The sequence below is a fragment of the Streptomyces tubbatahanensis genome (genome assembly GCF_022699385.1).
GTDB classification, from domain to species: Bacteria; Actinomycetota; Actinomycetes; order Streptomycetales; family Streptomycetaceae; genus Streptomyces; species Streptomyces diacarni.
Genome location: NZ_CP093846.1, coordinates 4,702,185 through 4,727,192 on the forward strand (window position 1 = coordinate 4,702,185; position 25,008 = coordinate 4,727,192).

The 25,008-nt window shown below is 72.6% G+C and carries 19 protein-coding genes and 1 pseudogene; 12 read left to right on the top strand and 8 right to left on the bottom strand.

Annotation, left to right across the window (positions count from 1 at the left end; genetic code table 11):
• The first annotated feature begins 692 nt into the window (after positions 1–692).
• Positions 693–2,612, top strand: a complete 1,920-nt coding sequence (locus tag MMF93_RS20295; protein WP_242753532.1) for a cell division protein PerM — start codon at positions 693–695, stop codon at positions 2,610–2,612.
• A gap of 92 nt (positions 2,613–2,704) precedes the next feature.
• Here MMF93_RS20295 and MMF93_RS20300 read toward each other — a convergent pair whose 3' ends face one another.
• Positions 2,705–3,727, bottom strand: a complete 1,023-nt coding sequence (locus tag MMF93_RS20300) for a hypothetical protein (RefSeq protein WP_242753534.1) — start codon at positions 3,725–3,727, stop codon at positions 2,705–2,707.
• Positions 3,728–4,050: 323 nt separating this feature from the next.
• On the opposite strand from MMF93_RS20300, the gene purN reads away from it, so the two are divergent.
• Complete coding sequence (purN, locus tag MMF93_RS20305) at positions 4,051–4,713, top strand: phosphoribosylglycinamide formyltransferase (RefSeq protein ID WP_242753536.1); 663 nt, start codon at positions 4,051–4,053, stop codon at positions 4,711–4,713.
• Positions 4,706–6,286 carry a bifunctional phosphoribosylaminoimidazolecarboxamide formyltransferase/IMP cyclohydrolase gene (purH, locus tag MMF93_RS20310; protein WP_242753537.1) on the top strand — a complete coding sequence of 527 codons (1,581 nt, stop codon included), beginning with the start codon at positions 4,706–4,708 and terminating at the stop codon, positions 6,284–6,286. The genes purN and purH overlap by 8 nt, the downstream gene beginning before the upstream one ends.
• 224 nt (positions 6,287–6,510) lie before the next feature.
• Here purH and MMF93_RS20315 read toward each other — a convergent pair whose 3' ends face one another.
• From MMF93_RS20315 to MMF93_RS20330, 4 genes are all read right to left on the bottom strand, one after another.
• Positions 6,511–6,960 (bottom strand): peptidase inhibitor family I36 protein, encoded by a 450-nt coding sequence (locus MMF93_RS20315; protein WP_242753538.1) that lies wholly within the window; start codon positions 6,958–6,960, stop codon positions 6,511–6,513.
• Positions 6,961–7,157: 197 nt separating this feature from the next.
• Entirely contained in the window at positions 7,158–8,666 is a 1,509-nt protein-coding gene (locus MMF93_RS20320) for a protein kinase domain-containing protein (RefSeq protein WP_242753539.1), read from the bottom strand.
• The gene (locus MMF93_RS20325; protein ID WP_242753540.1) at positions 8,663–9,451 is read right to left on the bottom strand and encodes an FHA domain-containing protein; all 789 of its coding nucleotides are present in this window, start codon (positions 9,449–9,451) and stop codon (positions 8,663–8,665) included. Before MMF93_RS20325 ends, MMF93_RS20320 begins: the two co-directional genes overlap by 4 nt.
• A gap of 187 nt (positions 9,452–9,638) precedes the next feature.
• A complete protein-coding gene (locus MMF93_RS20330) occupies positions 9,639–10,253 on the bottom strand; it encodes a proline-rich domain-containing protein (RefSeq protein ID WP_242753541.1) in 615 nt (204 codons plus the stop codon).
• A 478-nt stretch (positions 10,254–10,731) separates the two neighbouring features.
• On the opposite strand from MMF93_RS20330, the gene MMF93_RS20335 reads away from it, so the two are divergent.
• From MMF93_RS20335 to MMF93_RS20350, 4 genes are all read left to right on the top strand, one after another.
• Positions 10,732–11,586: a bifunctional methylenetetrahydrofolate dehydrogenase/methenyltetrahydrofolate cyclohydrolase gene (locus MMF93_RS20335; protein ID WP_114023400.1), complete on the top strand. Its 855-nt coding sequence runs from the start codon at positions 10,732–10,734 to the stop codon at positions 11,584–11,586.
• 8 nt (positions 11,587–11,594) lie between these two features.
• Positions 11,595–12,206: a DUF3017 domain-containing protein gene (locus tag MMF93_RS20340; protein ID WP_242753542.1), complete on the top strand. Its 612-nt coding sequence runs from the start codon at positions 11,595–11,597 to the stop codon at positions 12,204–12,206.
• Positions 12,207–12,568: 362 nt separating this feature from the next.
• Positions 12,569–13,897, top strand: coding sequence for a helix-turn-helix domain-containing protein (locus MMF93_RS20345; RefSeq protein WP_242753544.1), 1,329 nt, complete (start codon positions 12,569–12,571; stop codon positions 13,895–13,897).
• A 222-nt stretch (positions 13,898–14,119) separates the two neighbouring features.
• Positions 14,120–15,118, top strand: a complete 999-nt coding sequence (locus tag MMF93_RS20350; RefSeq protein WP_242753546.1) for a malate dehydrogenase — start codon at positions 14,120–14,122, stop codon at positions 15,116–15,118.
• Between the two features lie 425 nt (positions 15,119–15,543).
• Here MMF93_RS20350 and MMF93_RS20355 read toward each other — a convergent pair.
• Positions 15,544–15,942 (bottom strand): annotated as a pseudogene (locus MMF93_RS20355) (MarR family transcriptional regulator); the annotation flags it as partial.
• 208 nt (positions 15,943–16,150) lie between these two features.
• On the opposite strand from MMF93_RS20355, the gene MMF93_RS20360 reads away from it, so the two are divergent.
• A complete protein-coding gene (locus MMF93_RS20360) occupies positions 16,151–16,543 on the top strand; it encodes a tautomerase family protein (protein ID WP_242753548.1) in 393 nt (130 codons plus the stop codon).
• On the opposite strand, the gene MMF93_RS20365 is transcribed toward MMF93_RS20360, so the two are convergent.
• Positions 16,434–17,687 carry an MFS transporter gene (locus MMF93_RS20365; protein ID WP_242753550.1) on the bottom strand — a complete coding sequence of 418 codons (1,254 nt, stop codon included), beginning with the start codon at positions 17,685–17,687 and terminating at the stop codon, positions 16,434–16,436. The genes MMF93_RS20360 and MMF93_RS20365 overlap by 110 nt on opposite strands.
• 297 nt (positions 17,688–17,984) lie before the next feature.
• Here MMF93_RS20365 and MMF93_RS20370 point away from each other — a divergent pair, with 297 nt between their 5' ends.
• Positions 17,985–19,145 (top strand): winged helix-turn-helix domain-containing protein, encoded by a 1,161-nt coding sequence (locus MMF93_RS20370; protein WP_242753552.1) that lies wholly within the window; start codon positions 17,985–17,987, stop codon positions 19,143–19,145.
• Positions 19,146–19,346: 201 nt separating this feature from the next.
• On the opposite strand, the gene MMF93_RS20375 is transcribed toward MMF93_RS20370, so the two are convergent.
• Complete coding sequence (locus MMF93_RS20375) at positions 19,347–19,865, bottom strand: hypothetical protein (protein WP_242753553.1); 519 nt, start codon at positions 19,863–19,865, stop codon at positions 19,347–19,349.
• A gap of 584 nt (positions 19,866–20,449) precedes the next feature.
• Between MMF93_RS20375 and MMF93_RS20380 the strand changes: the two genes are divergently transcribed.
• The 3 genes from MMF93_RS20380 to MMF93_RS20390 all read left to right on the top strand — a co-directional run bounded on the left by MMF93_RS20380 (position 20,450) and on the right by MMF93_RS20390 (position 25,007).
• Positions 20,450–21,952 carry an aldehyde dehydrogenase family protein gene (locus MMF93_RS20380; RefSeq protein ID WP_242753554.1) on the top strand — a complete coding sequence of 501 codons (1,503 nt, stop codon included), beginning with the start codon at positions 20,450–20,452 and terminating at the stop codon, positions 21,950–21,952.
• Positions 21,953–22,266: 314 nt separating this feature from the next.
• Complete coding sequence (locus MMF93_RS20385; RefSeq protein ID WP_242753555.1) at positions 22,267–23,832, top strand: GMC family oxidoreductase; 1,566 nt, start codon at positions 22,267–22,269, stop codon at positions 23,830–23,832.
• On the top strand, positions 23,832–25,007 hold the full coding sequence (locus MMF93_RS20390; protein WP_242753556.1) for a quaternary amine ABC transporter ATP-binding protein: 1,176 nt from the start codon (positions 23,832–23,834) through the stop codon (positions 25,005–25,007). The genes MMF93_RS20385 and MMF93_RS20390 overlap by 1 nt, the downstream gene beginning before the upstream one ends.
• The last annotated feature ends 1 nt before the right edge of the window (position 25,008 follow it).

The following is a 25,008-nucleotide window of genomic DNA, read 5'->3' on the forward strand; positions in this document are numbered from 1 at the left end:
CCTCCACTTCTGGAAGCCCCTCGTCTTCGGGAAGCCCCTCCGCCCCGGGAGGACCCTCCGCCCCGGGAGGACCGTCCACTTCGGGAGGACTCTCCGCCTCGGGAGGACCGTCGACCTCGGGAGAACCCTCCTCTGCCAAGGCCTCCACGGCTCCGGGCGGCTCATCCGGTGCGGGACTCGGAGTGGCGTCCGGTCCGGGACTCGGCGCTGTGGCGTGTGGTGTGGCGCTCGACGTGGCGGCGTCCGGTGCGGGAGTTGACGTGCCGTCCGATGTGGCGCTCGACGTGGCGGGTGGTGCGGCCTGCGCGGGGGACTTCTGCCGCTGCGCTGTCGAACGTTTGGCCTGACCCCTGCTCTTGCCCCTGTTCTTACTCTTGCCCTTGCCCTTTCCCTGGCCACCTTGCCGCCCGCTCCTCGCGGCCTCTCCCCTGGCCTCCCCGCCGGCCTCGCCCTCCGTCTTCGCCGTCGTCGTAGACAGCCCCGCTGCTGCGGTGGTGGGAGCGGAGGGGGACGAGGGGGCGTCAGGTGCCCCGGGTGCGGGACGCGTTGCCGGGTCGGCGGCCGCGCCGGCTGCCGCGTCCGCAGGCGCGGCAGCAGAGCTGGAAGAAAGACGCATAGCCCTTAGCTTGTGCGACACAGCGACAAAATGCCTGCTACTGGGGCAAAACGGGTGTTCTTGGCAGCATGGTGATGTGAGCCAATTGACGCACCGCGGTCCCTCGTTGTCCTCGGGCCGTGGCCACCCCCGCTCCCTGCCCCTGACCAGCGGCTGGCTACTGGGCGGCGCCGTGGCCGCCGGGCTCGGCCTCGGCGTGTGCGCCGTGGTCGTCCTGCTGCTGTGGACCGTCTCGCCGTACCCGGACAGCGACGCGGACGGCGCCCTGCACCTGGCCGCGGACCTGTGGTTGCTGGCGCACGGCGTGCAGCTCGTGCGGCACGAAACACTCTCCGGCATCCCGGCACCCGTCGGGGTGACGCCGTTGATGCTGACGGTCGTACCGGTGTGGCTGCTGTGGCGCGCCACGCGCGAAGGGCTCGAATCGCGGCCGGTCGCGGGCGCCGGGTACGGGGCGGTGGCCGTCGCGGGGTGGGTCTCGGGCGGCTACCTTCTCGTCACCGCCGCAGCTGTCGCCTACGCCTCGGGCGGGCCCCTCGAGGCGGAGCCCGCCGGCACGAGCTGGCGGTTGCCGCTGTTCGTCGTCGTCGTGACGGGCCTGTGCGCGGCGTTCTACGCGCAGCGCCGCTCGGTGGCGCACGCGTGGGCCCAGCTGTCCTCCCGGTTGCCGGAGGCACCCAGGGAGCGGGTGTCGGGCGTCACGCGGCAGATGACGCGAGAGCGGGTCATCGTCGCCGTGCAGGCGGGCGGTGCGGCAACCGTCGTGCTGTGCGGCGGGGGCGCGTTTCTGCTCTCGGCGGCCCTCGTGTGGGACGTGCGGACAGTCTGCCGCACCTTTCCCCAGCTGACGGAGTCTCTCTCCGGGCAGCTCGCGGTTCTGCTGCTGGTGGTGGCGCTGCTGCCCAACGCGGTGCTGTGGGCGACGTCGTACGGGCTCGGCCCCGGCTTCACGCTGGGCGGCGACAGCGTCGTCTCCCCGGTTCTGAGTACCGGCTCGCCGCACCTGCCGCCGTTCCCGCTGCTCTCCGTCGTCCCGGACGAGGGCTCCGGCGGGGTGGTCGCCTGCTGCCTGGTGGCGGTGGTTCCGGCGCTGGGCGGCCTGATGTGCGGATGGTGGGTGGGGCGCTCCCGGATGGCTGTAGGACGGGCCGAGGCCGCCGTCAGGCAGCGGGGCGGGCATCCGGCGGGCCGGCGGGCCGTGCTGGTGACGGTGCCGCTCGCCGCCGTCCTGTGCGGTGCGCTCCTCGCGCTGCTCGCCGCTGTCGCAGGCGGCCCGCTCGGGAGTGCCGCTCTCGCGCACGTGGGACCCTCCTGGTGGCAGACGGGTGGGGCCGCGTGCGCCTGGATGACCGCCGTCGGGCTGCCGACCGCACTGGGCGTGCGCTGGTGGGTGCGGTTCAGCGCCCGCAGGGCCGCGGCAGCGGCGGCCCGCGCCGCGGAGGCCGCGGCCAAGGCGGCGGCCGGGCTCGGCCCGGACGCCGCGTGGCACACGGACGCGGCCCGCCGTGTGCGCTGGGCCGCGATGAGGGATGCCTCAGGCGGCCTGATGGCCTCGTTCCCCCCGGCCGACCCGACGGAGCGCGGGTTCGTCCAGCGGATCAACAGGGCCGATCTCGTTCTCGACGTGGACGTGGACGTGGACGTGGGCGTGGACGTGAACGTCGACGTGGGCGTCGACGTGGACCCGGACGCCGACGCCGACGTCGACGTGGACGTGAACGTGGGAGCGGATGTGACCGCGGACGGGAAGGTACCCGCGGGAACGGACGTGAACGCGGACGGGGGCGCGAGCGTGGAGGGGGACGCGGACCCGGACACCGAGGACGCTCTCGGCGCCGGTGCCCAGCCCGCCAGAGGCGGTCCGGCCGAGGCGCCGGCCGCAGGCGGTCCGGCCGAGGCGTCGGTCGCCGACGACGTCGCACGTGGTGACCCGCAGAGGAGTCTCACCGCGAAGCCGACCCCCGGCAGGCCCCCCAGCAGACCGGGGAAGGCCTGAAGGCGCCGCACCGGTTCGTCCGCCTCAGCGGCGCTGCCCGCCTCAGCGGGCTCTTAGCGGGCCCTCGGTGGGCCCGCCTCGGTGGGCCCCGCTCAGCGGTTCTCCAGGAACGGCTGGAGTTCCTCCGGCAGGTGCCGCTCGCAGTCGTCGCGCGACGACTGGGTCAGCGCGTCGTTCTGGCAGGTGTAGTACTCGCTGTAGGCGAACTGGAACGTGTACGTCGCCGCGACGATCGCGAGTGTCAGCCCCGCGGTGACCAGGCCGCTGATGGCGGCCGTGCGCTTGGCCTTGGCCGCCTGGGCCGGGGTCACGGCGAGCGGGACCGGCGACCGGCCGTCCGGGCCACCGGTGCCGCCCTGGCCCCCGGGGTCGGCGGTCCCGCCGGGGCCCGTGGAGCGTCCCGGCTCCTCCTCGCCCTCCGCGCCGCGGTCGGTACCGGCGACGTCCTCCGCCGTGGCGGCCACGGAGCGGCGCCGCTTGTCGCTCTTGGACCTGCGGCCTTCGGTCGTGGATTTCGGTGGTTTGCCGCGCAGCGCGCTGATGCCCCAGTAGAGCGAGAGCGCCCCGAGCAGGAGTGCGACCTCGGGGACGCCGAGCAGGGCGAAGAAGAGGCCCCAGATGCCTGCGTGGAGGGCGTACCGGGCGTGCCGCTGGAGCGGGTCGGTCGGGTCCCAGCGCATGCCGCGCCCGCCGGATCCGCCGGGCCCGCCTCCGGGTCCGCCAGGCCCCTGATCGCCGTTGCCCTGCCGTTCGCGGTCGCGGTCACCGCCGCGGTCGCCGCCGCCGAAGCTGCCGCCGTGGCGTCCCGGCTGGCGGCTGCTCCACTGGCTGCCCCACGCGGAGGGCCGCCGCTCGCCGTCCGACGAGCCCGAATCCCCTCCCGAGCCGTCGCCTCCGCCACCGGATCCGTTCCCGGCATCCGGCCCCGAGTCCCCTGGGCCACGGGGGCCCCTGGGGCCGTCGGGGCCCGACCCGTCGTCCTTCTCCTGGGCGAGCCGCCGCGGCTGCCGAGGCTGCCATGGCTGGTCCGGCTGCCCCTCCGGCGGTGGCGCGAAGGGGTTGTCCTCGCGGGAGGTGCTGTCGGATGCGGCCGTACGGCGGCGTCGGTCGGTCATCTGGTGTGTGTCTTCCTCGTCGCTTCCGCGTCGGTTACACGGCCGTGTGGCCCTCCGAGCCCCGCGGGAGCCCGAGAAGGCCGTGTCCCTGACGCTACCTTCCGGTTGCGCCCCCGTCCCGTGGGGGCCGTTCCGAGGGCCGGTATGGTTGCCGACGGTCGGACGCTTCGTAGAGTTCCCCGGAATTCGCGGGTCCACGTACTTGTGCGACCACACAATGCCGCCCGGCCGCCCCATCCGCCCCACCCACCTCACCGCGCCCCTCCAGCACCCTCTCAGCACCGCCTTCGTCCTGCCCGTCTCCCGCGAGAGAGAGCACCGTCGTGGACGCGCCGTCCTTCCGTCCCGCCGCCCCCGTGCGCCTCGTCGTCCTGGTGTCCGGCTCAGGTACCAACCTCCAGGCGCTGATCGACGCCGCGGCCGACCCCGCCACGGACACCCCGTACGAGATCGTCGCCGTGGGCGCCGACCGGGGCGGTATCGAGGGGCTGGCGCGCGCGGAACGGGCCGGGATCCCCACCTACACGTGCCGGGTGAAGGACTTCGCCACCCGCGGGGAGTGGGATGCGGCGCTGGCGGAGGCGACGGCCGCCCACGCCCCCGACCTGGTGGTCTCGGCGGGCTTCATGAAGGTGGTGGGCCCCGCTTTCCTGGCGCGCTTCGGCGGGCGGTTCCTCAACACGCACCCCGCGCTGCTCCCCAGTTTTCCCGGCGCTCACGGCGTACGCGACGCGCTCGCGTACGGCGCGAAGGTGACCGGGTGCACCGTCCACTTCGTCGACGACGGCGTCGACACCGGGCCCGTGATCGCGCAGCGCGCCGTCGAGGTCCGGGAAGAGGACCACACCGACGAGGGTGCCGCTCTGCACGAGCGGATCAAGGAAGTCGAGCGACGGCTGCTCGTCGAGGTCGTGGGGCGCATCGCCCGCGACGGCTACACCTTCGAGGGGCCGAACAGAAGAAGGGTACGACTGGGTCATGAGTGAGACTGCTGCGACCACGGGCGCCAAGCGGCCGATCCGCCGGGCGCTGGTCAGCGTGTACGACAAGACGGGTCTTGAGGAGCTGGCCCGGGGGCTGCACGCCGCGGGGGTGCAGCTGGTCTCGACGGGATCGACGGCGAAGCGCATCGCGGACGCCGGCGTTCCGGTCACCCCCGTCGAGGAGCTGACCGGCTTCCCCGAGTGCCTGGACGGGCGGGTCAAGACCCTGCACCCGCGTGTGCACGCCGGCATCCTCGCCGACCAGCGCCTCACGGCACACCGCGAGCAGCTGGGCGAGCTGGGCGTCGAGCCGTTCGAGCTGGTCGTCGTCAACCTCTATCCGTTCGCCGAGACCGTGGCCTCGGGCGCGTCGGACGACGAGTGCGTGGAACAGATCGACATCGGCGGCCCCTCGATGGTGCGGGCCGCCGCCAAGAATCACCCGTCCGTGGCCGTCGTCGTCAACCCGGACCGCTACGGCGACGTCCTGGACGCTGTCCGGGAGGGCGGCTTCGACCTGGCCGCGCGCAAGCGCCTGGCGGGGGAGGCCTTCCGGCACACGGCGGCGTACGACGTGGCGGTGGCGGGCTGGTTCGCCGAGTACACCGGCAAGGACGAGGCGGAGCCCTCTCCGTTCGCCGAGTTCATCGGCGTCACCTACGCGCGCAAGAACGTGCTGCGTTACGGCGAGAACCCGCACCAGCCGGCCGCGCTCTACACGGGCGGCTGCGGCGGGCTGGCCGAGGCCGAGCAGCTGCACGGCAAGGAGATGTCGTACAACAACTACGTCGACACCGAGGCCGCGCGGCGTGCCGCCCACGACCACGACGAGGCGTGCGTGGCGGTCATCAAGCACACCAACCCCTGCGGTATCGCGGTCGCCGCCGACGTGGCCGAGGCGCACCGCAAGGCGCACGCCTGCGACCCGCTGTCCGCCTACGGCGGCGTGATCGCCGTCAACCGTCCGGTGTCCAAGGAGATGGCCGAGCAGGTCGCGGGCATCTTCACCGAGGTCATCGTCGCCCCTGACTACGAGGAGGGCGCTGTGGAAGCGCTCACCCGTAAGAAGAACATCCGGGTCCTGCGCTGCCCCGAGGCCCCGGCGGCGCCCGCCGAGTTCCGCCCCATCGACGGCGGTGGCCTCGCCCAGGTCAAGGACGCCTTCCAGGCGGAGGGCGACGACCCGGCGAACTGGACTCTGGCCGCCGGGGAGGCGCTGGATGACGGTGAGCTGGCCGAGCTGGCCTTCGCCTGGCGGGCGTGCCGCGCGGTCAAGTCCAACGCCATCCTGCTCGGCAAGGACCGGGCGACGGTCGGCGTCGGCATGGGGCAGGTCAACCGGGTCGACTCGGCACGGCTCGCCGTCCAGCGCGCGGGCGAGGAGCGGGCGCGGGGGGCGTACGCGGCGTCGGACGCGTTCTTCCCGTTCCCGGACGGCCTCGAGGTGCTGGCCGAGGCGGGCGTGCGCGCCGTCGTCCAGCCGGGCGGGTCCGTGCGCGACGAGCAGGTCGTCGAGGCCGCCGAGAAGGCGGGCATCACGATGTACGTGACGGGGACGCGGCACTTCTTCCACTGAGTGCCTGCCGAGTGACCGGCGAGTGTCCGGCGCCTGACCGGGTGCGTGCTCCACGAGCCCGGTCAGGCACTCCGCGACTGTCCACGGCACTGTGCGGCCCTCTACGGCACGTGTGCGACTCCACGGCACGTGTGCGACTCCACGGCACTGTGGGGCACACCTCCGGGGCCCGGCGGACGCTTCCGCCGGGCCCCGGAGTGGTTCTCATCGCCCCGTGCGCCCGCTCAGCAGCTCTTGACCCAGCGGATGGCGTCCACCGTGTAGTCGGAGCCGCTCCACTTCTCGCCCGGCGACAGGCAGCCCCAGTGGGTCGTGCCGCTCCCGGTGTAGTTCCACTTGACCTTCACGTGGTCCAGGGCCTCGTCGGTCCGCCCGTTGTTCCAGGCGGAGCTGATGTGGTTGTAGTTGTTGTTCGTGTTGACGAACCGCTGGTACTTCTTCCCGGTGCCCTGCGTGCCCGTGTAGAAGCAGACCGCCCCCCGGGTGCACGAGTACGCGGTGACGCTGACGTCCGCGCTGTGGGCGCCCTTCGGGTCGACGGTCTTCGCGGCCGTTGCCGCCGACGTGCTCTGGGCTGTGGTCGCCGGCGTGGTGGCGCCGGCGGTCATGGTCCCCCCGGCGGCGATGAGTGCCGCGGTCCCGGCGCCGATCGCGGCGAGCTTCAGCTTGCGCATGATGGTTCCCCTCCGGTTCTCATGGACACCGGGCCCGCCCCCGTGTCGAACCGGGCCCGGTGTTTCCCCCTGCGTGCCGCCCTGGGCGGCACGAGACCACAGTGCCGTCAGGGCACGAGGGCCGGTACCTCGCAACTCCCAGGGTGCGCACGACCGCCCCCGCGCGGAGCGTCCGTCCGCGCTGCCGCGCACACCCCTCAGCAGCGCTTGACCCAGCTGTGGGAGCGGATCTCGGGAAGGCCGGCGGGCAGGTCCGTTCTGGCCAGCCGGCTGATGCACCCCTTGCGTCCGTGGTGGTCGTCGGAGTGGAAGTAGGCGACGGCGGTGTACTTGCCCTGTGTTCCGTTGTTGAACACCGAACGGGGTGCCTGGCGGGCACTCCACGGGCAGCGGATGGTGCCGGTGCGCCAGTCCTCGTCGAAGCCGAACCAGCTGCACATGTCGCCCTGGCCCGCGGGCTCGGTGAAGAAGCAGACGTAGCCCCGTTCGCACCGGTCGTACCCGGTGGGTTCCGCCGCGCTGTGTGTGCCGGAACCGTCGTCGACGAGCGTCGCCGTCACCGCCGCGGTGCCCGCCACCAGGCCGAGTCCGGTGAGCCCCGCCGCCAGGTACAGCCCGAAGCGACGCCGCCGGGAGCCCCGTCTCGTGGCCCGCGCCGTGCCCGCGGCCTCCTCCGTCCTGGGCAGCAGGGACCGGGCGTCGTGCCGGGCACGCTCCTCGTGCGTGGGGGCCAGGCAGTCGGTGACGATGCCGCGCCAGGCGTCCGGGAGTTCGTCCGACAGGCGCAGCCCCTCGCCGCCGCGCGCGTAGCGCAGCACGGCGTCCCTGCGGGCCGAAGAGGTGCTCCCGGGGAACGGGAAGTCACCGGTCAGCACGAGGTGGGCGAGGACGCCGAACGCCCACACGTCGGTGCTGGGCCTGATGCGCTGCCCCCGCTCGCCGATGTCCGACCACAGCAGTTCGGGCGGCGTGTAGTCGGGCGTGGAGAACGCGGGCGAGTAGGCGTGTGTGCCCTCCAGCTCCGCCGCGAGGTTGAAGTCGCACAGACGCACCGTGCTGTCCCGCATGAGCAGGACGTTGGCCGGCTTGAGGTCACCGTGCACCCAGCCGGCCGAGTGCAACTGGACCAACCCTTCACACACCTGTGCGAGCAGCGCGGCCTGGATGAGGCCCCCGTGGGCGAGCATCCGCTCCACAGAGGTGTGCGCACGCTCCAGAACGAGCACACAGGCGCCGTCGATGTCGGGCCGCTCCGGATCGTCGACGGTGAGCACCTCGTGCATCCGGATCAGCCGTGGCCGCTGGACTGCCCGCAGGAGCGCCACCTCGCGCTCCGTGAGATCGCGCAGGTGGTCCAGCTGGCGCGGCGTCCGTGTCCCCGTCGGCAGGAACTTCAGGGCAGCGCGGGACGGCTCGCCACCCCGCGCCCCCTCGACCTGGCCCCGCGCTTCCCCGCGGGCACGCGTGTACGGCTTCTTGAGGGCTCTGTCGTGCCGCTTCTCACGGGTGTTGCTCTGCGTCTCCTCGTGGACGTCGCGCTGCGGCTCGCCGTCGCCGCCGTGCCGCCTCTCGCGGACATCGTCCCTCGGCTCCTTCTGGCCGCTGACCCGCCGTCCCTCGTAGACGCTGCCGAACGCGCCGCTCGCGATGGACTCCCGCACCTCCCAGGCCCCCACCCGGTAGCCGATCGGGAGCCGCAGCGTCATGCCGGCACCGTTCCGCCCGGGCGCGCGCCCAGCCGCCCGCGGCCTCGCGCACTGCCGAGCAGAGCCAGATCGTCCTCGCGCACCAGATCGAAACGGAGCGCCAGAGCGACCAGCATCTCCTTCTTCCCGTTGAGCCGCGCTCTGCCCTCCGGACTGTCCTCGGGAGCGGGCCGCAGGCGCAGTTTGACGGCGAGATAGTCGATGTTCCACTGCACCGAAGCGCGCCCCGCCTCCGGCCACGCCGCCCGCAGCCGTTCGGTCAGCTGCTCGGTAGTGGGCAGCGGCGCGTACGGTTCCCCGCGCAGCCGCGGCTCACACAGTGCGACCAGCACCCGGAAGTACCGGGAGTTCCGGTCGAGCGGGAAGGCCGGAACGGTCAGCGCCCCCTCGTCGTCACCCGGTTCCGTCCGCAGGTGGTCGTGGCGTGGCGCCCACACCTCGAAGGTGACCAGCTCGTCCCCCGCGGGCAGCACCACCCGGGAGAACTCGAAGGGCACCGGAGCCTCCACGCGGCCCGGCACCACCTTGATGTGCTCTCCCGCGCCCTCCGGGTTCTCCACGACGTACGTACGGTCGCGACTGTGGTTGGTCAGCGTCCAGAACGAGCCGCTGGCCGCGAGCACTCCGGCGCTCCTGGACACCCCCGGGTGCGCGAGGACGAGTCCGCACGCCTCCTCCCGGCCGAACCGGAGGCTCTCGCCGGGCGCCAACCGCACCTGCCCGGCCCGTCGTCTTGCCGTCTGTGCCGCCGACTCCTCGGACGGCACAACGATGATGCTGTGCATACGCAACCCCCCGGCGCATACATGCCCGGCGCGACACGGAGCCATTCGCCGCACGACGGCGGGCGGCGGGGCGGTCACGCACAACAGTGACGGCGCGGCCGGAGGCCCGGCCGCGCCGTCACCGCGCGGTTGCCGCGGCCCCTGCTCGGACGGCAGGGGGGGATAGCCTGAACGACAGGCCGAAGGCCTAGTACTGCGGCCTGTTGAACCACTGGCCCGCGGCGCTCATCGAGCAGAACGCGATCGTGAGCACGGCGGTCGCCAGCCACAGCACGGCGAGGATCAGCGAGCCGGCCGCCGAGTCACTGCTGGCCAGGCTGCCGATGAAGCTCAGCAGGGGGATCAGCGTGTTGACCGAGCCGGCGATGATCGCCGTCACACGCGTGCCGGTGCGGCCCCTGCCGAACATCGAGGCGGGCACGATGTGCAGCGCCGCCAGACCACCGCCGATCAGCAGCCCGAACAGCGCGACACCCAGGGCGGCACCGCCTGCCGCCCCCACACCGGGGATGTCGTCCAGCGCGTCGTTGGCGGCCACGCCGCCGATGAGCAGAATGACGCCGAACAGCGCCCACAGCGAGCCCGCGATGAACAGCAGCACGCGCGCGGTGACGACCACCCCGGGCATGCTGACGGTGGGCTGCATGCCGCCGCCCGGGTAGGCGGGCATACCGGCCTGCGGGTAGCCGTAAGGGGCCGGGGCGCCCTGCTGCGGGTAGCCGTAGGGGGCACCCTGCTGCGGCTGCTGCGGCGCCGAGTACGGATTGTGGGGACCCTGTCCTGGGGGCGGGGGGTAGCTCACGAGCTGTTTCCTCCGACGGTGTTGAGGGAGCGGATCGGGCCGAGTGACTCCGGAGAACCACGGCCTGCCCTCAGCAATGTCGCCTCCCCCGGGTACGGCGCCGCACCGCCGGCCCACCCTGTAGCGCCCGACGCCGTCCCACAATGGTGGTGGTCGGACTGTCGGACTGTCCAGCCGGGTTTCCGTACTGTGGCGAATCCGCAACGCGCGGTCAGACGCGCTGTGACGACCGTGCCACTCCGGTGCTCGGACCAGCCGTCCGGGGTCAGACCCACTGCCCGTCCAGCAGTGCCAAGTGTCCCTCGTGCACGCGGTCGAAAGGGAGCGCGAAGCGCACCAGCCCGGCGAGGACGTCCTCCGAGTCTCCCTGCGGGGCGGCATCCGAGCCGGCGCGAGCGCGGCCCCCGTGCCGGCCCCGCACGGGGCCCGAGTGGAGCCTGAGTGGAGAGACGGGTGCCGCATCCGCGAGGATGGGCGCATGACCGCCCAGATTCTCGATGGCAAGGCCACCGCCGCCGCGATCAAATCCGATCTCACCGTGCGCGTCGAGGCGCTCAAGGCCAAGGGCGTCACGCCCGGCCTCGGCACGCTGCTCGTCGGCGACGACGTCGGCTCGCAGAAGTACGTCGCGGGTAAACACCGCGACAGCCGGCAGATCGGCGTCAACTCCATCCAGCGCGCTCTCCCCGCCACCGCGACGCAGGAGGAGATCGAAGCGGTGGTCCGCGAGCTGAACGAGGATCCGGCCTGCACCGGCTACATCGTCCAGCTCCCGCTCCCCAAGGGCATCGACGTCAACCGGGTGCTGGAGCTGATGGACCCGGCCAAGGACGCCGACGGGCTGCACCCCACGAATCTGGGCCGGCTCGTGCTCAACAAGCCGGCGCCGCTGCCCTGCACGCCCCAGGGCATGATCGTGCTGCTGCGCCGCTACGGCGTCGAACTGGACGGCGCCCACGTGGTGGTGGTCGGGCGCGGCGTGACGGCGGGCCGCCCGCTGCCGCTGCTGCTGACCCGGCGCAGCGAGAACGCGACCGTCACCCAGTGCCACACCGGCACCCGCGACCTGCCCGGAGCGCTGCGCCAGGCCGACATCGTGGTCGCCGCCGCAGGCGTGCCGCACCTGATCAAGCCGGAGTACGTGCGGGAGGGCGCGGCCGTGCTCGACGTGGGCGTCAGCAGGGACGAGAACGGCAAGATCGTCGGCGATGTGCACCCGGGGGTCGCCGAGGTCGCCGGCTGGCTCTCGCCCAACCCGGGCGGTGTCGGCCCGATGACGCGGGCCCAGCTGCTCGTCAACGTCGTGGAAGCGGCCGAGGCGGCGGCGCGCTGAGGGCGGCCATGAGCAAGGAGAACGAGGCGGGAACGAAGCCCGCGACGCGTACGGAGAAGACGGCGGACGCCGAGCAGCCGGCAGCCGGCGGAGAGCAGTCGCCAGCCGGAGAGCAGTCGGCAGCCGGCGGAGAGCAGTCGCCAGCCGGAGAGCAGTCGGCAGCCGACGGACAGCGGGCGGCCGCCGCCGGGGAGCCGCCGTCCGACGGGCGACAGCAGTCCGCTGCCGCGCCGCGCAGGCGCTCGCGGCGCTTCCCCGTGCTCACCCGGGACACCGCGCGGCCCGAGGGCGGCGGACGTGCGGTCGGAGGGCACCACCCGGCCCCCTACCGGCAGTGGCCGCTGCTGGCCGTGTGCGCGGGTGTGCTGGTCGGGCTGCTGGTGACGGTGATCGAGTTCCGCTCCGGTACCTTGATCATCGGCCTGGCGCTGCTGGGCGGTGCCGTACTGCGCTGGGCGAAGCCGTCGGTCGGCATGCTGGCCGTCCGCTCCCGCTTCACCGACATGGTGCTCTACGGCGTACTGGGCCTGGTCATCGTGCTCCTGGCCCTGATGGCCCAGCCCAAGCCCCTGTTGACGGTGCCGTTCCTCGACACGATCGTGCACTTCACGGTCCGCTGACCGCACACCCTGCCGATCGCGCGGTCGGCGAAGTGGGCGGCCCACCGGCCGGTCCGCCGGCCGCACGCTCCGCTGACGGGCCGGACGCCAACGGCGAGGCCACGTACCACTCGTGTGAGTGGTACGCGACGGAGGCGACGGTTGGCGTCCGGACGGGCTGGCAGACTAGGGGTCGTACGCGTGGACGAGGGGGGTTGTGCGCGGGCGTGGGTCGCGGCCCGTGACGCCCCCGTGCGCCCCCGCTTCCGGAGCTGTCATCCTGGCCGCCTGCATCCCCCTGGGTAGCCAGTACGCAACCCGGGGCCGGCGCACACACGGGGGAAGGGAAGGCACACAGCGCAGTCGGGGACGAGGGGGAGGCCATGCCTCGTTGGAGGTCGCTACCGGAGGATCTGGACCCGCAGATCCGGGAGTTCGCGAACCAGTTGCGGCGGCTCGTCGACCGCAGCGGACTGAGCATCGCGGGCCTCGCCGACCGCACCGGCTACAGCAAGTCGTCGTGGGAGCGCTACCTCAGCGGCCGGTTGCTGCCGCCCCGCGGCGCCACCCAGGCCCTTGCCGAGGTGACCGGCACGGACGTACGCCACCTCGGCACCATGTGGGAGCTGGCCGAACGGGCATGGAGCCGCAGCGAGATGCGGCACGACACCACCCTGGAGGCCATCAGCATCGCCCAGGCCCGAGCCGCGCTGAACGGAGCCGAGGCGACCGGGCAGGAGCCGTCCGAAGGCGAGGCAGGAGCCGGACAGGACAAGGGCCGCAGACGGCGCAAGGGCGAGCGGTCCGGTAACGCGCGGTCCGGTGGGCCGTCCGGTGGCGAACGGTCCGAAGAGGGAGTCCTGTGGAGCGACCAGCCGGCGAGCGATCCGTTCGCCGGTGAACCGCTGGGGGGCGGACCGCCCCCGGACAGAGAGACGGCCGTCCTGCGCAAGGACGCCATCCGTGCGGCGGGTGCCCCGGGACCCAGCACACGTGACCACCAGGTGCCGGGACAACGGCGCGGCGGCGCAGGCGCACAGGCGGCCGGCTCCGGCGCCACCAGCTTTCCCGGTGCCACCAGCTTTCCCGGTGCCACCGGCCTTTCCGGCACCACCGGCCCCTCCGGAACCGGCCCCTCCGGAACCGGTCCCGACGTAACGGGGCCCCGCGCGCCGGACACGGGGGGTGCGAGCGGCGGGCGTCAGGGGCGTGGCGGCCGAGGCCGACGCAAGGTCACCGTCCTGCTCGCGGCGCTCGTGGGCGTACTCGTCCTCGTCGCGGGGGCGGTCCTCTTCCTCGACCTGGGCGGCGACGAGGAGGAGGCGGCCAAGCCGAAGCCGTCCCCCACGGAGAAGACCCGGAAGCTGCCCGCAGGGGTGAAGTGCGCGGGCGAGGACTGCTCGGGACAGGACCCGGAGGCCATGGGCTGCGGTGGTACACACGCCACGACCGTCAGCTCGGCACGGGTCGGCTCAGGCCTCGTCGAGGTGCGCTACAGCGACGTCTGCAAGGCGGCGTGGGGGAGGATCAGCGGCGCGGCGGCCGACGACGTGCTGCGCATCACCGGCCCGGGCGGGCAGCGCGACACGGTGACGGCGACCGACGCGTACACCGCGATGGTCTCCGCGCCGGCCGAGGAGGACGCGCGTGCCTGCGCGACGACGGCCGCGGGCGGCGAGGGCTGCACCACCCCGGGCCGGACGGTGCCGTGAACGCAGGGCGAGCCGCCGCGCCGGATACCACCCTGACCGAGCGGCGTCGGCTCTCCCCCCGGCACGGCCGCTCGGACAACCAGGCGAAACCCGGGTGCGGCGCCCCTTGGACCGACCCGGGGGTGCGGCGGGGACGGGGTCGGATAGCCTGGCCGATGGGTCTCTTGACGTAGAGAGACTTTCGGCCACCCGCCAGCCACGTCAGGTACTACGGAGAACGCCATGACCCGCACTCCCGTCAGCCCCGTCAACGTCACCGTCACCGGCGCCGCAGGCCAGATCGGCTACGCGCTGCTCTTCCGCATCGCCTCAGGCCAGCTGCTGGGCGCCGACGTGCCGGTCAGGCTGCGCCTGCTGGAGATCACCCCGGCGTTGAAGGCCGCCGAGGGCACCGCGATGGAGCTGGACGACTGCGCCTTCCCGCTGCTCCAGGGCATCGACATCACCGACGACCCGAACGTGGCCTTCGACGGCACCAACGTCGGCCTGCTCGTCGGCGCCCGCCCCCGTACCAAGGGCATGGAGCGCGGCGACCTGCTCGAGGCGAACGGCGGCATCTTCAAGCCGCAGGGCAAGGCCATCAACGACCACGCCGCCGACGACGTCAAGGTCCTCGTCGTCGGCAACCCGGCCAACACCAACGCGCTGATCGCCCAGGCGGCCGCGCCGGACGTGCCGGCCGAGCGGTTCACCGCCATGACCCGCCTCGACCACAACCGCGCGCTCACCCAGCTCGCCAAGAAGACCGGCTCCACCGTCGCCGACATCAGGAAGCTGACGATCTGGGGCAACCACTCCGCGACCCAGTACCCGGACATCTTCCACGCCGAGATCTCCGGCAAGAACGCCGCCCAGGTCGTGAACGACGAGAAGTGGCTGGCCGACGAGTTCATCCCGACCGTCGCCAAGCGCGGCGCCGCCATCATCGAGGCCCGCGGCGCCTCCTCGGCCGCCTCCGCCGCCAACGCCGCCATCGACCACGTCCACACCTGGGTCAACGGCACCGCCGAGGGCGACTGGGCCTCCATGGGCATCCCCTCGGACGGCTCCTACGGCGTGCCCGAGGGCATCATCTCCTCCTTCCCGGTCACCACGAAGGACGGCGCGTACGAGATCGTCCAGGGCCTGGAGATCAACGAGTTCTCCCGTACCCGCATCGACGCGTCCGTCAAGGAGCTGACCGACGAGCGCGACGCGGTGCGCGGTCTCGGCCTGATCTGACGAGCAGCGCAACCCGGCGCGACGCGACCCGGCGAGACGCGTCCCGGCGAGACGCGTCCCGGCGCGACGGGAAACGGCGCTGACCGGCCCGGCACCCGTGGGCTTCGCGACGTGAAACGGCACTGCGCCGCCCGGCGCCCGCGCGCGCCGAGCCACTCCGCGCCGGTCCGCCGCCGCTGAGCGGCGGACGCCACCGCCACACGAGGGCCCGCGTGGATCACTCACGATCCACGCGGGCCCTCGCGCGTTCCGGCCGGACGGCGCCTCCGGCGCGGTGGTCAGCTCTTTCGGGTGACGCCGGCCGACGCGTCCTCGCCCCCTGCCTCAGCGTCCCCGTCAGCAGCGGTGTCCTCTTCCGCCTCAGCGCCCCGGCCCGAGGCGGTGTCCTGTTCCCCCTCAGTGCCAGCGCCCTCGTCTGAAGCCGTGTCCTCGTCAGAGGCGGCGTCCTCGTACGCCCGCAGAGTCGTCACCACCAGGGCCCGCTCGAGCGGGGAGAGGGCCTTGAGCGCGTGGCGCCAGGCGTCGGCGCCGCGCGCGAGCCAGCCGGAGATCGTGGCGCGCTTGCCCTCGGCGATGCTCACGATGCGGCGGCGCCGGTCGTTCTCGTCCTCCCGCCGCTCCAGCACCCCTTTCCGACTCAGCTCGCCCACCATGAGGCTGACCGTGGTGGGGGCCACCTCCAGCCGTGCCGCCAGGTCGTTGACGGTGCTCGGGCCGTCGAAGAGGAGGAGTGAGAGCAGGGACAGGTGGCGGGGCGCCAGCGCGAGGGACTGCAGCTCTTCGGGGACGGGGAGGCGCTTGACCCGGCCGACGATGCGGGGCATCAACTGCAGGAGCGCCCGCACGGCTTCGTCCTCGGCGAGGCCCCCGTCCCGCAGGGGGTCCTGCTCGGTTTCCCTTCTGTGGCCGTCCGTTGACATCGCGCTGGCCTCCCATTAGCTTTGCAACCAAAGATGTTTTGACATCAAAGAGGAATCGGGCTTCCGCATGGTAGCCGCCCGTTTCCTCACCTTGCCGATAGGGGGACAGGCCATGCCGCACTTCGAAGTGCAGATTCACGAGGCGGTTCTGGGAGGGGAGGACTCGCCGGTGAGCGCCCGGCTCGTGGAGGAGCTGACGGAGGCGGCGCTGACGGTCTATCCGGAGTCGTTCCGCGAGATCGTCGCCGTCGAGTTGACCGGCGTGGAGCGGGGGCGCTGGGGAGTGGGCGGGAAGCTGACGGAAGAGCCCTCCCCCTTCGTCACCCTGCGCTCGAAGGAGGCCATGTTCCACCATCCGAACTTCGCCCAGGCTCCGGAGAAGCTGATATCCGCGATCACGGACGCCGTCGTCGCGGTGCTCGGAGAGCGCGTGCGGGAGCGGGTGACGGTGCGGTTGGTGGGTGTTCCCGCGGGGCGCTCGGGTGTGGGTGGCCGTCTGGAGTGAGGCCCCGCGCCAGCGAGAGCGTCACGGTCAGGGAGAGCGCGGCGATGAGGGTCATGGCGGTGGCGGGGGAGGTCCGTTCGGCGACGGCGCCGGCGAGCGTGGCTCCCACCCCCTGCATGGCCAGCATGCCGGAAGCGTGCAGTCCCAGCGCGTGCCCGCTCAGGTTCTCGGGCGTCAACTCCAACAGCCGCTCCTGGAGCAGCAGGCTGGCGGCGAAGCCGACCGTCGCCAGCGTCACCAGCCCGGCCGCGAGGGGCAGGGGTGGACGCAGGACGAAGAGGAGGAAGGGGGTGGCCAGCAGCGCGAGCATCGGCGTGGGCAGGCGCCTGCGCCACCGCTGGGGAACGAAGCGGCCCATGGTGGTGTCCCCGGCCAGCATGCCCACCGCGCCACAGGCGAACAGCAGCCCGGCCTCGTGCGGAGCGTAGGGAACGTAGAGGGATTCGCAGCCGACCACCAGCCCGTTGGGCACCCACAGCCCCAGGTAGACGGAGCGGCGCGCGGGGGAGGACCACAGCAGGGAGTTGGTCCGCCAGGTCGCGGCCACGGACGGGCGGCCGGTGGCGCGCGGCGGGCGCCGGCGGAGCCCCAGCCACGCGGTGCCCGCGCTCGCCAGGTAGAGCGCGGCACCGGCCAGCAGGGTGCCGCGCGGAGAGAGGAAGGTGACGAGCACTCCGCCGAGTGCGTAGCCGCAGATCTGGGTGATGCCGGTCGACATGTTGAGCACCGAACGCCCCAGGAGATAACCGTCCTTGGCGAGGATCTCGCTGAGGAGTCCATACCGCACACCGCCTCCGAGCGAGGCCAGCACACCCAGGGCGAGCAGTACGGAGAAGGAGGCGACGACGGGCAGTCCCGGCACGGCCTGTGCGGCGGTCCCGAGGGCGAACGCGAGCGGCAGCCCGGCCAGTGCGGCGCGGGGTGGGACCCGGTCGGCCGCAGACAGCAGCGTCGTCGCCCCGATGAGCTGGGCCAGGGAGGGCCCGAACATGGCGAGGGAGGAGAGCAGAGGGGAGCCGGTGGCCGCGTAGATGAGCGTGCCCAGGGCCAGGCCGCTCACCGTGTGGCCCGCAACGTGCAGTGCGCTGGTGAGGAAGAGAGGGGCGAACTCGGGCGCCCGGAAAAGTTCGCGGTAAGTGCGCATGGAGGGAGTGTGGGGCGGCCCTGCGCAGGCGGTTACTGTTTCGCACCAGGGCGAAACGATGGCCGAACAGCGGCCCGAGGCAGCGGTACGAAGCAGCGGACGAAGCAACGGCCGAAGTAACGAGGGCACCAACGAGCGCCCCAAGGGACGAGCCAGCGGAGGAGCCAACGGACGAGCCGGGGGCACGAGCCGGGGGCACGGCCCGGGGGCACGGGCCGGGGACACGAGCCGGCGGGACACGGTCCACTCGGTCCGCGTCACGGCCCGGTGGCCACGGGCGGCTGACGGAGGTGGGCTGTGGGGTGGTGGCAGATCAACGCCGACGTGCTCGCGGGCAGCCGCTTCGTGATCTCGCCGCTCGCGGAGGCGATCGCCGCTCTCAAGGTGCTGGAGCGCGGCAGCCCCACCCACCCCGGCGAGCGCGCCTGGCTCGACGCACACCTGTCCGCCTACCGTGCCCGCCAGGCCGCCGACCCGGTCACAGCGCTGCTGATCCGCGCCGCCCTCGGGCCCACATGGAACGCCGACTTCCTCACGCCCACCCCCGAACCGTGCGAACGGCCGCGCACGGAGCCCTCCTTCGAGGAGGAGGTCGAGCGCATCCGCCGGACGCCGCCCGCCGCGGCACGCGCCGATCTGCTGGTCTCGCTGGGGACGAGCGGCCCGCTGCCACCGCCGCTGCGCCGGGACGATCTGCCGCGTCGCACGGCGGACACCCTCACCTGGGTGTGGCGCGAGACGGTGCTGCCGTACTGGCCACGGCGCCGGCGGGCGCTGGAGGCCGACGTGGTGGCGCGCACCGCGCAGCTCAGCCGCGGCGGTTGGGCGGCGGCGCTGGACGCCTTGCGGCCCGGTATGCGCTGGCTCGGTGACAGCCGGCTCCAGATCAACGCGTGGGACAACCCGCCCCGTGATCTGGCAGGAGGCCGCCTGATGTTCGTCCCGGTGACCCCGCGCACCGGGTGGGTCTCCTGGGAGGCCGCCCCCTGGCGTGACCGCACCCCGGCAGACGGCCACGGGGCCGAACCCGGTGCCGGCCTTGACGACGCCCCGGGGCCCGGCGAGCCCGACAGCTCGCAGACCGGGGGCGGCCCCCGAGGTGCGGGAGTCCCGCCCGGAGGCGGGGAGGTTCACCCCCGAGGCACGGGGGCCCGGCCCCGGTACGCGGTGGTCTATCCCTGCGCCGGTGCGCTCGCCGAGGGGGAGGAACCGCCCGCTCCGCACGCTCTGGGGGTGCTGCTCGGGCGGGCGCGGGCCGCAGTGCTGGTGCTCCTGGAGTCCCCCATGAGCACCACCCAGCTCGTGGGCCTCACCGGTCAGAGCCTCGGGTCGACGGGCCGCCATCTGAAGGTCCTCCGCGATGCCGGGCTGGTGCACCGGCGGCGGGCGGGCCGCTCCGTCCTCTACTACCGCACGGCCGCGGGCGACACCCTCGTACGGGCCCAGCCCCGGCCGTGACCGGGGCCCAAGGCCCAAGCCCGAGCCAGGGCCCCGGTAAGGCGAGGGCCGGCCCAGACGGGGGCCGGCCCAGACGGGGGCCGGCCCAGACGGGGGCCGGCCCAGACGGGGGCCGGCCCAGACGGGGGCCGGCCCAGACGGGGGCCGGCCCAGGCTCGGGCGGGGCCGGCCCACGGGTTCAGGCGCTCGCGAAAGGTGCGCTCAGACGCTCTCGGAGGGGGGTTCCTCCTGCTGGGACTGGGAGTCCTGCAGGTGGCGGCGGAGCTGCTTGACGGAGACGGTGCGGTCCTCGGGCGGGGTGTCGCGGGGGACGGGGCGGTCGAAGTGGCCGAGGTCGATCTCGTCGTGGTTGGCGCCCGCTCTGCGTTCCAGGCGCAGCGGGTAGGGCTTGCCGTCGGCGGAGACGTGCATGGTGACGCGTGCCTTGTCCTGGGTGCGGGTGACGGGGACGGCGCGGTGGCCGCCGACCTTGCCCTCGTCGCCGCGCTTCCAGCGGGGTCCGGGTGTGGACATCGCGCCGGACGCGGCCCGGAAGGCGTCCAGGTCGCAGGCGGTGGTCAGGCCCTTGCCGCCGAGCTCGGGGTCGCGTGCGGTGCCCTTGATGTAGCGGCCCTCGAACTTCTCGGCGACCTTGTCGCCGGCCTCGGGGCCGAGCTGGGCCTTCCAGTACGCGGCGTCGGGCTTGAGCCAGATCGTGTTGCCGTGCTTGATCAGCCGCATGCTCCCGCCGTGCGGAACCGACATTTTCCCGGAGCAATTCGCCTTCTCGTCGAGGGTGAGATTGAGCCGGAGGTCGGGGGCCTCCATTCTCAGTCGCAGAGAGCGTGCGGAATTCAGCTCCTTCGAGGCTTTTTCCGCTATTTCCTCTCCTGACAACTCTGCGATGTCCGGCCCGTCACGGTCCGTCGCCGAGGGGGCGGCGTTCGCCGGGGCCAGAAGCCCGCCCGAGGCCGTCGTCGCAGCGCAGACGGCCACGACAAGTGCTGTGCGGTGCTGCTGTCGCATGGGGGTGGCTCCGATCCGCCATCGGGGAGACAGGTGTGGTCCGTCGGCTGGCAACCTGCCATATGCGGACAAAGACGTACTCACCGTACGTTCCGCCGGGGGGTGGCGCACTTCGGCCCGTGATGAAGCCCACTTGGCAGCGAATTCTGGACATGAGATCGCGGAGACGGGGCAGGGTTCCGGATTGCCATCTCCCCAAAGGCGTGGCAAAAGCCCCCATCGGGGGCACCGGGGCCGCCCCCAGCTCTCGGCAGGGAGGCGCCCCAGGGAAAGCAGGAGCAAGGAAGGCAGTACCGAAGGTGTCCGTATCGGAGAGCATTCACATTGACGGCACGTGGCGCACGGCCGCCGACGGCGGCACGCGGGAGGTGCTGGACCCCGCTGACGCCACCACGCTCGCCGTCGTCGCCGAGGGCGACACAGCGGACACCGACGCGGCCGTCGCCGCCGCCCGCCGCGCCTTCGACCAGGGTCCGTGGCCGCACACCCCGACCGCCGAGCGCGCGGCCCTGCTGCGCCGGGTCGCCGACCTTCTCCAGCGCGACCGCGAGGAGATCGCGCTGATCGAGTCCCGGGACACCGGCAAGACGCTGGAGGAGGGCCGGGTCGACGTCGACGACGTGACGAACGCCTTCCGCTACTTCGCCGACCTGGTGATGAACGAGTCGGGCGGCCGCGTCGTGGACGCGGGGAGCGCGGACGTGCACAGCGTCGTCGTCCACGAGCCGGTCGGCGTCTGTGCGCTGATCACGCCCTGGAACTATCCGCTCCTCCAGGCGAGCTGGAAGGTCGCCCCGGCGCTGGCCGCGGGCAACACCTTCGTGATCAAGCCCAGCGAGGTCACCCCGATGTCCACCGTCCACCTGGTGAAGCTGCTGGTGGAGGCCGGGCTGCCGGCGGGCGTCGCCAACCTCGTCACCGGCGCGGGGCTCCCCGTGGGCCAGCGGCTGGCCGAGCACCCGGACGTGGACCTCTTCTCCTTCACGGGGGGCCTGGTCAGCGGCACGAAGGCCGGGGCCGCGGCGGTCGCGGGCGCCAAGAAGGTCGCGCTGGAGCTCGGCGGCAAGAACCCGAACGTCGTCTTCGCCGACGCCTGCGCCACGGACGAGGGCTTCGACACCGCCGTCGACCAGGCGTTGAACGCCGCCTTCATCCACAGCGGCCAGGTCTGCTCGGCCGGCGCCCGGCTGATCGTCGAGGAGTCGGTCAAGGACCGCTTCGTGGCCGAACTCGTCTCCCGCGCGCAGCGCATCAAGCTGGGCCGCGGCACCGAGGAGGGCGTCGAGTGCGGGCCGCTGGTCTCCCAGCAGCAGCTGGAGAAGACGGAGGGCTATGTCGCCTCGGCGCTGGCGGAGGGCGCTGAGCTGCGGTGCGGCGGTGAGCGGCCGAAGCCGTCCGCGGTCCGTCCGGCCGGCGGCTACTTCTACTCACCGACGGTGCTCGACAACTGCCACCGCGGCATGCGGGTCATCCGCGAGGAGACGTTCGGCCCGCTGCTGACGGTCGAGACCTTCAGCACCGAGGACGAAGCTGTCACGCTGGCCAACGACACCGAGTACGGCCTCGCGGGCGCCGTCTTCTCCGGTGACACGGCGCGGGCACGCAGGGTCGCGGCGCGGCTGCGGCACGGCACGGTGTGGATCAACGACTTCCACCCCTACCTGCCGCAGGCCGAGTGGGGAGGCATGGGCAAGTCGGGCGTCGGCCGCGAACTGGGCCCGCACGGGCTGGCCGAGTACCGCGAGACCAAGCACGTGTACGAGAACCTGCGCCCGGCCCCTGTGCGCTGGTTCGCCGGCTGACCGACCGGGCCCCGGGTTTCCGAAGCGCCCCGGGCCCCGCCCCCTCCGAACCGCCCCCGGACCCCCGGATCTGGAGCCCCTCAGCAACCTCACCTCCCGACCTCCCGACCTCCCGACCTCCCGTACCGAACGACGGACGACAGCGACAGCGACAGCGCAGCGCCACGGTGGTTCACCCCCTGTTTCCGGGCCACCGCGGCGCACCCGTATCAACCGCCGTTCCCCCCTCCGCCCCGAAACCCCCGCAAGCCCCCTGAAACCCCTTCGACCCCCCCATCCCCCGAGTCCCCGCAAGTTCCAAGGAGCAGTACCCCATGTCCAGCTATGACTACGTGATCGTCGGAGGTGGGACGGCCGGATCGGTGATCGCCTCGAGGCTCACCGAGGACCCGGACGTCACCGTCGCCCTCATCGAAGGAGGGCCCTCGGACGTCGACCGGCCCGAGGTGCTCACCCTCCGCAAGTGGCTGGGCCTGCTGGGCGGCGAGCTCGACTACGAGTACACGACCACCGAACAGCCGCGCGGCAACTCGCACATCCTGCACAGCCGCGCCAAGGTGCTCGGCGGCTGCTCGTCGCACAACACCCTGATCTCCTTCAAGCCGCTGCCCTCCGACTGGGACGAGTGGGAGGCGGCGGGGGCCGCGGGCTGGGGCGCGAAGGGCATGGAGTCCTACTTCGGCAGGCTGCGCAACAACATCGTGCGCGTCGCGAAGAAGGACCAGAACGCCATCGCACAGGACTGGATCGACGCGGCGAAGGAGGCGCTGGACGTCCCCGAGGTCGTCGGCTTCAACGACGAGCCGTTCGACGAGGGCGTCGGCTTCTTCGACCTGTCCTACCACCCGGAGAACAACAAGCGTTCCTCCGCCTCGGTCGCCTACCTGCACCCGCACATCGAGGCCGGTGACCGCCCCAACCTGCACATCCTGCTGGAGACGTGGGCGTACAAGCTGGAGTTCGGCGGCGGCGAGGACGGTGCCGGCAAGACCGTCACCGGCGTGCACGTCCGCTCCAAGGACGGCGAGGAGACGCTGCTGACCGCGGGCCGTGAGGTGCTGGTGTGCGCCGGCGCGGTGGACACGCCGCGGCTGCTGATGCACTCGGGCGTGGGGAAGAAGGAGGACCTCCAGGCGCTGGGCATCCCCGTGGTGCACGACCTGCCGGGCGTGGGGGAGAACCTCATCGACCACCCCGAGTCGGTGATCGTGTGGGAGACGGACGGGCCGATCCCGGACAACTCCGCGATGGACTCCGACGCGGGCCTGTTCGTCAAGCGGGACCCGGACCACAAGGGCCCCGACCTGATGTTCCACTTCTACCAGATCCCGTTCACCGACAATCCCGAGCGGCTGGGCTACGAGCGGCCCGAGCACGGCGTGTCGATGACCCCGAACATCCCCAAGTCCCGCTCCCGCGGCCGCGTCTACCTCACCTCCGCCGACCCCGAGGTCAAGCCGGCGCTCGACTTCCGGTACTTCGAGGACGAAGCCGACTACGACGGCCAGACCCTGGTGGACGGCATCAAGCTCGCCCGCAAGGTCGCGCAGGCCGAGCCGTTCGCCAAGTGGCTCAAGCGCGAGGTCTTCCCCGGGCCCGAGGTGACGGACGACGAGGAGATCAGCGAGCTGGTGCGCAAGGCCGCGCACACCGTCTACCACCCGGCGGGCACCTGCCGGATGGGCGCTCAGGACGACGCGCTCGCCGTCGTCGACCCGCGGCTGCGCGTGCGCGGCCTGTCCGGCATCCGCATCGCGGACGCCTCCGTCTTCCCGACGATGCCCGCCGTCAACCCCATGATCGGTGTGCTGATGCTCGGCGAGAAGGCGGTCGATCTCATCCGACCCGATTCGACAACGGCACCGGGAGGTGTTGCGTGATGTCCGAGACCGCTGAGGCCACTGAGTCCGCTGCGAACGCCGCGAACGACGAGAGCAACGACGCGCCCAGGACCAACGAGGCGAGTGCTGACAGCCCCGTCATCTCGGTCCGCAACCTGTGGAAGGTGTTCGGGCCCAAGAGCGCCAGGATGCGCCTCCCGCACGACGAACAGGTCAAGGGGCTGTCCCAGACCGAGCTGCGGGAGAAGACCGGCTGCACGGCCGCCGTGCGCGACGTCTCCTTCGACGTCCACAAGAGCGAGGTCTTCGTCGTCATGGGCCTGTCGGGGTCCGGCAAGTCCACGCTGGTGCGCTGCCTGACGCGGCTGATCGAACCCACCGCGGGGAGCCTCGACTTCAACGGCCAGGACGTGCTGTCCATGGACAAGGACACGCTGCGCGAGCTGCGCCGGCACCGCGCCTCCATGGTGTTCCAGAACTTCGGCCTGCTGCCGCACCGCACCGTGCTCGACAACGTCGCCTACGGCCTGGAGATCCAGGGCGTCGGCAAGGCGGAGCGCCGCGAGCGCGCCGCCGAGATGGTCTCCAAGGTCGGCCTCGACGGCCTGGGCGAGCGCCGTCCAGGACAGCTCTCCGGCGGCCAGCAGCAGCGCGTCGGCCTCGCCAGGGCGCTGGCCGTCGACCCGGAGGTCCTGCTGTTCGACGAGCCGTTCAGCGCGCTCGACCCGCTGATCCGCCGCGACATGCAGGAGGAGGTCATCCGGCTGCACCGCGAGGAGGGCCGCACGATGGTCTTCATCACCCACGACCTGTCCGAGGCGCTGCGCCTGGGCGACCGCATCGCGCTGATGCGCGACGGCGAGGTCGTCCAGCTGGGCACGCCCGAGGAGATCGTCGCCAACCCGGCGGACGACTACGTGCGCGACTTCGTCCGCGATGTCCCCCGTGAGCAGGTCATCTCGGTGCGCCGCGCCATGCGCAAGGCCGAGAAGACGGAGACGGGCAAGGGCACCGAACTCGCCCCCGACACGCTGGTCGCCGACGCCATCGAGGCCGTCGCCCGCAGTGGCGAGAGCGCCCGTGTCGTGGAGAACGGCCGCACCATCGGCGTCGTCGACGACGCCCGCCTGCTGAGCGTCGTCGCCGGACTCGACGAGGACGCCGTCGAGGGCCGCGGCGAGGACGGCGAGCCCAAGGAGGTGGCCGCCGTATGAG